The sequence below is a fragment of the Streptomyces sp. SN-593 genome (genome assembly GCF_016756395.1).
Taxonomy (GTDB): domain Bacteria; phylum Actinomycetota; class Actinomycetes; order Streptomycetales; family Streptomycetaceae; genus Actinacidiphila; species Actinacidiphila reveromycinica.
Genome location: NZ_AP018365.1, coordinates 8,733,852 through 8,744,442, shown reverse-complemented (window position 1 = coordinate 8,744,442; position 10,591 = coordinate 8,733,852). Strand labels below are relative to the sequence as shown.

Sequence of the window (10,591 nt, the reverse complement as noted above, 5' to 3'; positions counted from 1 at the left end):
GTCGCTGTCCGCCGGTCCAGGCCGGCGGGGCGTCCGGTGGACCGGACCGCCCCGCCGCCCGGGACATACGCGCACGGCCCGCCGTTCCCGGCCCGCCGTGCCGTCCGCTGGGTGGCGCGCGTGCCTACGCGCCGCCCCCGCCGGACGCTCCGCCCGCGTCGGTCAGCAGAACGGAGAAGTCGCCGTTCGTCGACTGCATGGCGGTGTCGAGATCCTGGGACGTCATCTTGTTGGCGTCCTCCAACGTCGAGTAGTTCGACGCCAGTTGACGGACTCCGTCCCTCAGGTCGCCGAGCCCCTGCACCAGATCCGACAGGACCTTGCCGTACTGGGCCTTGAGCCCGTCGTCGGCGTTGAGCCCGTTGACCTTCGTGCGGATCTGGTCGGCGTGGTAGAAGGCGCCCGGCGCGACACTGATCGGGTCGAGCTTCTTCGCCGCCGCCTGCGTGGGCGCGATGAGCTTGTCGATGTTGTCCGCGAACACGGTCATCGACGGTGTGTCCACGGTCGTCCCCTTGCCACCGCCGCTGCCTCCGGGGACCGGCGGCGCGTCGAACGGCGTGTCGTTCGAGTACGTGCCCTGCCCGGTCGGCAGCGTCGTACCGCCGTCGTACTGCTGCGCCTTGTGCGGCGGAGGTGACGGCTTCGGCGGCAGGGTGCCGTCGAGGGTTCCGTAGGTCATGGCGCGTCAGCCCCAGAGCTGGACGCCCGCGCGCTCGCCCTGGGAGTAGTACTCGTTGATGCTGCCGAGCTGCTGGGTGGCCAGGGCCGCCTTCTGCGTCATGTCCGCCGCAGCGGCGTCCCACTGCGCCTTGACCTGCGCGTAGGTGGCCTGCGCGTCGCTGGTCCACTCGGCGAGGTTGACCTTGGCCTGGTTGTCGAGGTCCTGGAGGGCCTGGTTGATGCGCTGCGTGATGGCGTTCATCTCGCCGACGATCACGTCGACCTGCTCCATCTGGACGGTGTACGTCGCCACGGGGGCTCCTTGGAGGAAGAGGGTGGAACGGGCTGTCGGGCGGTGCGGGGCGGTGCGGGGCACGCCTGCCGGCACCCGGCGGTGCCGGGGCCGCCGGCGCGTCGCGGCCGCCGGGAGGTCCGAGCGCGCGGCTCAGAAACCGGGCAGGCTGGTGACGCCGGACGCGATGTTCTGCGCGACCTGGTTGGCGGTCTGCTGGGTCTCCTCGTGGGTGTTCGCGTAGACGTTCGTGTTCTGCTGGAGCTTCTCCAGCATCGTCCGCAGCGCCTGGTTCACCTTGTTGAAGTCGTCCAGCCACGCCTGCATGGCGTTGCCGTAGATGGTGGAGGCGTCACCGGTCCAGCTACCGCGCAGGCCGTCGATCTGGCCGGCCATCTGGGCGTAGGAGGTGGCGCCGTCGTCCAGGGCGGTCTGGAAGGTGCCCTGGGCGGCGGTCATTCCCTGCAGTTCGACTGATGTCAGTGCCATGGTCGGGCTGTCCTCTCGTCGGTCTCGGTCTTCTTCTCCGTCCCGGTCCGCCGCGGGTGCCGTTCAGGGCGCGACGGGCCGGAAGCTCACAGCCGGGCCAGCGGTTCGGGCCGCTGGTACGGGGGTTCGGGGGGCGGGGGCGCGGCCGGGGGCTCCCCCGGCGTCGGCGCGCTCTCGTCCGGGGCGAGCACCGCGGCCTGCTCGGGCGCCTGCCGGGGCAGGTCGCCGGTGGTGACGGTGCGGGCGCGGGCGCTCGCCGCCAGGCTCTCGGCGAGCCGGTGGGCGCGGTGCGCGCCGGCCGGCTCGGGCGAGCGGCCGAAGGTCTCCGCGAGTGCCTGGGCGACGTCCTCGTCCATCTGGAAGCCGTAGCCACGCAGCCGGCGCCGGACCAGTTCCACGGTCTGCTCGGGCGTGTACGGCTCCAGGCGGGCGTACTCGGCGAACCCCTGCGCGATGTCGGTGCGTTCGCGCATCAGGCCGATCAGGTGCTCGGGGGTGCCGATGAGCGCGAGCACGGTGTCGCCGGGCACGGCGACGATCCGCGCGAGGGCGCTCAGCACGGCCTCCCGGGACTGCGGGCTGCGCTGCTCGAACGCCTCGGTCCACTCCAGGACCAGCAGGCCGCCGGCGTTCTCCTCCAGAGCCGACGCGAGGCGCAGCAGCGGCTGTTCGGGCCAGCGGGCGGGCAGCGAGGACAGCCGGACGTGGCGGGTGGCGCCGGTGGGCAGCAGCCCCAGCTCGGCCAGGCAGCGCCCGTAGAGGGCCGCCAGCGCGCGGCGGCCGCTGCCGGGCGGGCCCTCGAGCACGACGTTGGCGCGGGCGGAGAGCGCTTCGGGCCGGGAGCCGGACCGCTGCTGGGCGGCGGCCAGGGCGCGCAGCCGGGTGCGCAGCGCCGCTCGGGCGGTGTCCAGGCCGGTCATGGCGGCAAGCCGTCGCAGGCCCGGCAGTTCGGGCAGTTCGGGTTCGCTCTCGCCGGCGCCGGGGGTGCCGGGCACCTCGGTCACGTCCTCGCCGGTCAGGACGCTCAGCGCGCTGTCGTCCTGGTGGGACTGGGCGGACAGCCGGCTGGCCTGGCGGCCGATCATCTCCTCGAAGATCTTCCGGGCCACGCGGCCGTTGCCGAAGGTGTCGCCCTTGGGAACCTCGACGAAGTAGCGGGTCAGCGCCTCCAGCGCGCCGTCGTCCAGCTCGTAGTAGTGCTTGCCGCACAACCCGCGGACGATGGTGACGAGTTCGTCGGGCTCGTAGTTCGGGAACTCGATGGTCCGCGCGAACCGGGACGCCATACCGGGGTTGGAGGCGAGGAACTGGTCCATCTGCGCGGAGTAGCCGGCGACGATGACCACGATCTCGTCGCGGTGGTCCTCCATCAGCTTCATCAGCGTCTCGACGGCTTCCTGGCCGAAGTCCGGTCCCGAGCCGCGGGACTGGTTGGTCAGGGTGTACGCCTCGTCGATGAAGAGCACGCCGCCGAGGGCCTTGGTGAAGACCTCGGTGGTCTTGATGGCGGTGCCGCCGATGATCTGCGCGACGAGGTCGGCCCGCGCCACCTCCACGATGTGGCCCTGGCGCAGGATGCCGAGTTCGGCGAGCACCGCGCCGTACAGGCGGGCGACGGTGGTCTTGCCGGTGCCGGGCGGGCCCGCGAAGACCAGGTGGCGGCTCATCGGCGGCATGGGCAGGCCCATCTCCATCCGCCGCTTGGTCATCTTGTTGAGGTCGATCAGTCCGGTGACCTCGCGCTTGACGCTCTCCAGGCCGACCAGGGACTGGAGTTCGGCCAGCGGTCCGGCGCCGGTCGCGCTGCCGCTGTACGAGGCCGGGCCGGGTCCGCCGGCGCCGCCGCCGTCCGCGGCGGTCGCGGTCAGCTCCCTGCCGTCCGTGTCCGGACGGCCGTCGCCCGGACGGCGCCCGGGCGGACCGGAGTTGTCGCGCACTTCGCAGTCGTGCACGCCGACCGGCTCGGCGGTCTGCGAGCGGATGCCCTCGCCGGTGTTGTCGAAGACGGTGCAGTTGGTCAGCTCCGCGCGGGAGTTGGCGGCGATGTGCACGCCGTCGCCGCGCGCGCCGTGCACCCGGCAGCCGACCGCGGTGAGGGTGCCGCCGGCCACCCGCAGGCCGTCCTGCTCGGAGCCGCGGAACTCGCTGTCCCGGGCGGTCAGTTCGCTGTCCGTGCCGATGAGGACGGTGCCGCCCTCCACGGTGGCGGCGTCCAGCTCGGCGTGCGCGGAGTCGGCGAGCGCGAGGGCGGTGCCGCCGCCGACCCGCAGCCGCAGCTCGGACAGCCGGGCGCGCACCCGCTCCCCCAGCTCGATGCCGGCGGTCCCGGTGGCGGAGACGTCGCCCTCGTCGATGTCCAGCCGGGCGCCGCCGAGCGCCTGTACGGCGGTGCCGCCGTCGGCGACCGCCAACCGGGTCAGCCGCGCCGCGCCGCCGCCCAGCCGCAGGGCGGCGGTCCCGGCGGCGCGCACCGCCAGTTCGGTGGCGGTCACCTCGGCGCCGTCCTCGGTCAGCACGCCGACCGGGGTGTCCTCGATCCGGCACCGTTCCAGCACCGGCCGGCCGCCGGCCGCCGCGTGCAGTCCGACCTGCGCCGCCCCGGTGATCACGCAGTCGCGCAGGACCGGCGCGCACTCCTTGACGTACACCGACTCGCCCCGCGAACCGGTGAAGGTGCACTCGGCCAGCGTCGCGCCCGCGGTACTGGCCAGGTACGCGTCCAGGCCGGAGCTGCCGGACACCTCGACACGGCTCAGTTCGGCCCGGGCGTCCTGCTCCACGGCCAGGGCGGGCTTGCCGCTGCCGGTGATCCGGGTGGCCTCCACGACGACGGCGCCGCGCCCGTTGACGCACAGCCCGTTGCCCGCCGCGCGGTCCAGGACCGACGAACGGAGCGTCAGCCGGCCCTGCTCGGCCACCACCACGGCGGAGGAGCCGGCCTCGGAGACGGTGGTGCGCTCCACCACGTTGCCGCCGCCGGAGGTCAGCACCACACCGGCACCGCGGGGGTTGGTGACCTGGCAGTCGCGCAGCGCCACGGTGCCGGCGTCCCACGCCAGGACCGCCGTCCACGCCTCGCCCGCCACCCGGCAGCCGTCCAGCGCGGCCTGGCCGCGGCGCACGTCGAGCACCGGCGCCTCCGGGTCGGCGCCGCTCAGCAGCAGCCCGGACATCTGCACGGCCTCCGCGTCCACGACGACGGTGCTGCCCGCCGGGGCGTGCACGTGGGCGGTCCCGCCGGCTCCGTCGGCCGCCAGGGTGACCGTGCGCACGAGGTGCAGGGCCTCCTCGTAGCGGCCGGGGCCCACGGTGATCAGCGCGCCCTCGGCGGCGTCCGCGAGCGCCTCCGTCAGCGTCCGGTACGCGCCGGGCCGGTCCGGGGAGACCACAAGCACTTGCCGGTTCACAGCGTCGCTCCCTTGTGAGGGGCGCCCTGCGCGGGCGCGTTCGTCCCGGTCGCGGCGCCCTGCCGGGGCGCCGAGGCCATCAGGCCGGGCGGGTTCCGCGGCGTCCACGGCTGGTCGGCGTCCGCCGCGCCGGGCTCCTTCGGCAGGGCGGCGACGGCCCGCTCCAGGCTCTCCAGGGCGAGGTCGTCCAGCGCCGACCGCCCGGGCGCGACCCGCCCGTCCGCGCCGATCTCGGTCGCCGCCATCTCGCGGATGAGCACCGGCTCGTCCGCCGACGCGGCCGGGCGCAGCACCTTGAAGGTGGTGCCGGGCAGGAACACCACCTGGTCCGGCGCGGTGGCGTCGAGCAGCCCGGTGCGCCGTGCCGTCATCGACCACACCACGAACCGCGCTCCCGGCACCCGGTCCGCGGCGGGCGCCGCCAGGGCGGGGCAGAAGGACCACTCCGTCACCAGCCGCCCGTCCCGGTACCAGGCGCGCTCCGCGTCCGTCAGTTCCGCGTGCAGCACGGCGGTGCCCCGGTACGACGGCAGCCGGCGCAGCCCCGAGGCCACGCAGCGCGCGAGCGGCACGTGGGGCCCGACCCGCGCGGCGCGCACCGACGCGTCCACGCCCGCGCTGTTCCCGGTCAGGTACAGGCGGACGGCGACGAGGTCGATCAGCGCGTCCGTCGCCTTCTCCCGGCTCGCGCTGCGCAGCCCCGGCACCTCCGACATCACCCGGGAGACGGTGCCCGCGGCCACGTCGTACTGCGCCCGGAACGTCTTGCGCACCCAGTCCCGCTCCCGCTCGATCCCGCGCTCGGGCGGCACCGCGCAGGCCGCGCCCTTCGGCACGGGCTGCACCCGCACGCCGGGCGCTGCCGCGGAGGCGGGTGCCGCAGGTGTGGTGGGTGCGGTGGCCGCCGGTACGGCGGTGGGCCGCGTCGAGGGTGCGGCGGGCCCGCGCGGCGCCAAGGGGTCCGCGGCGACCGCCGGTTCGGGGGCGGCGGGGACCGGAGCCGGAACGGGGGCGGGAGCGGGGGCCGCCGGGTAGGACCACGCGGATTCCAGCCGCAGCCCGGCCGGCCGCGCCGCGGCGGTCGGCGGCGCGACGGGCGCGGCCTTCGGCGCGGGCGGTACGGCCGGGGGCGCCGGCGCGGCGGCCGGCGAGCCGCTTGCAGCGGGCATCGCACCCGGCTCGGGCGGTACGACGCCGGCACCGGTGGCCGGCGCGGGCTCCGCCGGGTCCACCCCCGCCGTCGGTGCGGCGGGCGAGCCCGGGCCCCCTGTCCCTGGGGACACGGCGGTCGGGGCGGGCGGGGCGGTCGGTACGGCGCCCGACGGCTCCGGGACAAGCGGCGGCGCGGGCGGCGCGGCAACCGGCGCGGGACCAGCAGCCGTCGCAGGCACCGCGGTCGGACCGGACGGCGCGGCAGGGGCGCCGGGAGCGGCCTCGGCCGGCGGACCCGGAACGGGCTGCGCAGGGGACGGAGGAACGACCGGCGGGGAGCCAACGGCCCCTGACGGCACCGCGGTGGGTGCGGCCGGCGGGGCGGAACCACCGGGAGCGGAACCACTGACAGCCTCCGGCCCCAGCAGCGCGGCCCCGGAGGGGGACACCGGCGGCGGCACCGCGGCAGACGGACCCGGCGCCGGAACAACTGCCGTCGGCGGCACCGGCGCGGGCGGAGTGGGGGGCACCGGCGGTACGAGGGAGGGGCCCGCAGGAGGAACCGGAGCCGCGGCAGCCGGCACCAGCGGCACGGCAGTCGGCCCACCCGGCGACGGCGTCGCGGGCCCGGAGCCCGACGGGATGGGCGCGGGTCCGGGAGTTGGCAGCGCGGCGACGGGCGCGGGGGCCGGGACGGGGGCGGCATCCGGCGCGGCCGGACCGTCGGACGAGGCCGGACCGTCGGACGAGGGCGGACCGTCGGACGAGGGCGGGAAGATCGTGGTCGGGTGGGCCAACGGCAGCGGAAGCCGGCGCACCGACGGCGGGGCGTAAGGGGCGGCTGGAACCGTACCGGGGGCCGGGTTCTCCGCCAGGTGCGGAGGCACGGGGGGTGCGGGCTCCCCGGGCAGGCCGTCCGCCCGCCCGCCCGACTCGTCCGCCCGCCCGCCCTGCTCGACCGCCCGCTCGACCGCCCGCCCGTCCCGCTCGACCGCTTCCAGCCTCGGATCACGCTCCGGCTCCGGCTCCGCATCCGGAAGCGGGACGTCCTCGGCAGCCGGCTCCGGGGCTCCCCGCTCCGCGGCCTCGGTCTCCCCCGCTTCCGGCTCGGCGCGTTCGGACCGCTCGGGTTCGTCGCCGCCGTCTTCGCCGCCGCCGTCGTCGCCGCTGCCCGCCCGCCCGGTCGGCACCGTCGGCACCGCGCCGGCACCTCCGGTCGGAGGCAGCCCGCCACCCGCGAGGGCGGGGCCCGCCGTGGCACCCGCGGTGGCGGTCGACACGCCCTCCGCCCCGGCCGCGGTGGCGTGTTCCCCCTCCACCACGCCGTCGGGCGCGGGCCCGGACACCGCGGGAACCGCGAGCGGCGCCGCCGTGGCCGACGCCTCGGCCGCGGTAGGCGCGGCAGCCGCGGAGGGCGCGACGGTCTCCGACGACTCGGTGGGCATCGAGGCGGCCCACCCCGTCGGCAGCGCGAGCCCCGCGGTGAGGGCGCCTACCGGCCGCGGGCTCGACGGTGCCACCGCGGGCGCCCTGGAAGCGGACGCGGGCGACGGCGCCGGCGCGGAGAGGTCCTCGGCGGCGGACGCCCACACCTCCGCCTGGAAGGCGTTCGCCGCCCCGGTGTCGGAAGCGGCCGCGGGTGCGGGTCCGAGGGCCGCCGGCACCCCGGCGCCCTCCTGCGCCCCACCGCTCCGCGTACCTTCCGCGTCGTCCACACCTGCCACGCCGTCCGAGCCTGCCGCCTCACCCGCGACGGCGACGTCGTCGTCAGCGGTCCCCACGGCCGGTGCCCCGACCGTGACCGGGGTCCAGGGCGCGGTCCCCGCCGGCCGGGTGGTCGGCGGGATCGCCGCCGTCACCGCCTCCTGCGGGTCGGACACGGCGATCGGCTCGGCGTACCAGGCGCCGGTGTCCACGGCCGGGTCGTCGGCCGGCCGCAGGATGAAGTCGCTGCGTGCGTCGGCGCCCAGCCGCCAGAGCGCGTCCTCGGCCAGCGCCCGCATCCGCGCGGCCAGTTCCGGGGAGCCGCGGTGGTAGAGGAAGAGCCGGTCGCCGGGGACGGCCGCGATCCGGCGCACGTCGTCGCCGTCGGCGGGCTCGGACTGCGGGCGCATCCACAACCCGCTCTGCACCACTTCGAGCACCGCGTCGAAGGCGTACTCGTAGACGCCCGGGGCGACCGGTTGGAAGCCGGGCAGGGGTTCGCGCACGCCCGCCAGGGCCGGCGGCGGGGCGATGTCGGTGCCGCGCGGGGTGTAGAGCAGTTCGCGGACGAACGTGGAGGGACCCGTCGCGTGGTCGGCTCCGCCCGGCGCGCCGCCCTGCTCCGACGTGCCGTACGCAGCCGAGCCGTTCGCGCCGCGGGCGCCTCGGTCCGCCGCCCCGGTCCGGGGCGCGGCCGTGGTGGCGTCGTCGTCGCCCATGCCGGTGTACAGGACGACCTGGTGGTCCAGCGCGTCGGCGAGCTGTTGGCCGAGCGCCTCGCCCTCCTGGGGCAGTGCGACCGGTCCGAAGTGCACGAAGCGCACCCGGGAGCGGGTCGACGGCATCACGGTCTCCCAGAACCGTACGACGTCGGCGAGCGGGACGGCCGGGCCGCCGGGGCAGCCGAGCACCACCGTCATGACGTCGGGGTCGACGGCGATGAGGCCGAAGAGCCGGAGCCGGTTGTCGTCGGCGCCGTCGGGCAGCGCGCCGCGCACCCACACCCCGCAGGGCAGCGGTTCGACCACGGCGTAGGGGCTAGTCGCCCAGGGGCGGTCCATCATCGAGAACTGCCAGCGGGGCTTGGGGAAGCCCATGGAGTCGTGTTCGACCGGGCGGCCGGGGCGCAGCCGCAGCCATCCCGAGCCGTGGCCGCCGGGGATGTAGAGCCCGCCGCCGGCGGTGGGCAGCACCTCGCCGTCGGGCACCACCACGACCTTGCCCAGTTCCTCGGAGATCCGCTGCCCGGCGCGGCGGATCTCCGCGGAGGTGCCGTTGCCGAAGACCAGGCGCAGGCTGCCGCCGCTGTCGGACAGCGCGCGGGCCATGGCGTCGGCCGCGGTGTCCGGCGGGATGCCGGGCACGTCCACGACGACGACGGTGTGCTGGTCGTCGCGGGCGAGCGCGCCGGTGAACCGCCAGGCGGCCTGGTCGTTGCGGCCCTTGGGCTGGAGCAGCAGCGCGTCGCCGACGGGGCGGCACTGGAGCGCGGGGCCGGGCGGCAGCAGCGACCGGATGCTCCTAAACACCGCTGCCTCCTCCGCCGGTGGAGCCTGGCTTGGACAGGACGGGGCCGGTCGGCAGCAGGGAGATCACGTCGTCGGGCAGCAAGGAGACCAGGCCGGACAGGCCGAGTGCGGCGGTGGCGTCGTCGTCGGCCAGCGGGTAGGCGGTGCCGTCGTCGGTGATGAGGTAGGTCCTGGGGTGGGTGACCTTCTTCAGCGCCTCCTCGCGGCTGCGGGCCACCACGCCATGGCCGGGTGGCACGACGACGGAGCGGCTGCCGGTGGCGGCGGCGCCGGTCTCGACGACGACCTGCGTGCCCAGCGTGGCGCCGTCGACGCGCTGGGCCAGGCACACCGCCTGCCCGTCGGTGGACATCGCGGGCGCGCCGGCCACGTCGGGCAGCGCGCCGGCCATGTCGGGGTCGCTGGCGAGCTGGACGGCGGCCAGCGCGGAGGAGGGCACCTGGAGCGGTGCGGGGACGTGGGGCTGCGCGGCGAGCAGCGCGGACTCGGTCGCCGTGGTGCGGGCGACGCCGGCCTTGGTCATCACGTAGTAGTGGCGCGCGCCGGCGGTGGTGGTGGTCGTGGTGAACAACTGGCCGACGGTGACGGCGTGGTCGGCGACCTTGCCGGCGGGCGTGCCCAGTCCGGCGGGGCGGACCGCGGTGAGCGCGCGCCCGGTCGGCAGATCGGCGAGCCAGTCGGCGGGGGCGGCGATCTGCCGGTCGGTGTCCAGCCCGAGCGCGACCAGCGTCGCCTGGTCCGGGACGCGGTAGGTGGTGCCCTTCCACAGCAGGTAGCGCGTGCCGTCGGGACCGGCCAGCAGGGCCTGCCGGCCGGCGGGGACGGCGGCGGTGTGGCCGGCGGGACTGAAGTCGAGGCTCAGCCCCCCGGCGAGCTGCGGCCGCAGGCAGAGGGTCCAGGCGTTGCCGAGCACGTCGGCGGGGGCGGGGACCTCGTCGGGGGCGCCGGGGATGCCGATCGCGGCACCGTGCGGGATGCCGGCGAGGTCCTGCCGGGAGACGTTGTGGGCGGTGGCGTTGCCGGCGAGCAGCCGTACCGAGGCGTAGTTGCGGACCGGGTGCAGCTCGCCGCCGGCGTACAGGTAGCGGTTGCCGGTCTCCTTCTCCACGATGTACGCCCCGGAGGCGCGCCAGGAGTGGTCGGGGGCGGGCGCGATGAGGCCGTAGACGCCGAAGCCCACGCAGAGCAGGATGACGACGCCCACGCCGAAGAAGGTGCCGAGCGAGGCGCGGCGGGTGGGGCTGTCGCCGCGGCCGGGGTCGCCGCTGACGAGCGCGGTGGCCAGGCGGCCGACGGCGAACTGGTACGCCTGGACGTGGTCCCGTCGGGTCTGCATGTCGGGTTCCTCCTCTCGG

The 10,591-nt window shown here is 76.4% G+C and carries 6 protein-coding genes; all 6 read right to left on the bottom strand.

The annotated features are described in order from the left end of the window. Positions 1 to 124: 124 nt before the first annotated feature. Positions 125 to 682: a hypothetical protein gene (locus RVR_RS36175; protein WP_202238226.1), complete on the bottom strand. Its 558-nt coding sequence runs from the start codon at positions 680 to 682 to the stop codon at positions 125 to 127. 6 nt (positions 683 to 688) lie between these two features. Continuing rightward, positions 689 to 976: a WXG100 family type VII secretion target gene (locus RVR_RS36170; RefSeq protein ID WP_202238225.1), complete on the bottom strand. Its 288-nt coding sequence runs from the start codon at positions 974 to 976 to the stop codon at positions 689 to 691. 132 nt (positions 977 to 1,108) lie between these two features. Further along, positions 1,109 to 1,444, bottom strand: coding sequence for a WXG100 family type VII secretion target (locus RVR_RS36165; protein ID WP_202238224.1), 336 nt, complete (start codon positions 1,442 to 1,444; stop codon positions 1,109 to 1,111). A gap of 86 nt (positions 1,445 to 1,530) precedes the next feature. Then, positions 1,531 to 4,851 (bottom strand): right-handed parallel beta-helix repeat-containing protein, encoded by a 3,321-nt coding sequence (locus RVR_RS36160; RefSeq protein ID WP_202238223.1) that lies wholly within the window; start codon positions 4,849 to 4,851, stop codon positions 1,531 to 1,533. Continuing rightward, positions 4,848 to 9,236 (bottom strand): hypothetical protein, encoded by a 4,389-nt coding sequence (locus RVR_RS36155; RefSeq protein WP_202238222.1) that lies wholly within the window; start codon positions 9,234 to 9,236, stop codon positions 4,848 to 4,850. The genes RVR_RS36160 and RVR_RS36155 overlap by 4 nt, the downstream gene beginning before the upstream one ends. Further along, the gene (gene eccB, locus RVR_RS36150; RefSeq protein WP_202238221.1) at positions 9,229 to 10,572 is read right to left on the bottom strand and encodes a type VII secretion protein EccB; all 1,344 of its coding nucleotides are present in this window, start codon (positions 10,570 to 10,572) and stop codon (positions 9,229 to 9,231) included. Before eccB ends, RVR_RS36155 begins: the two co-directional genes overlap by 8 nt. Positions 10,573 to 10,591: the final 19 nt, after the last annotated feature.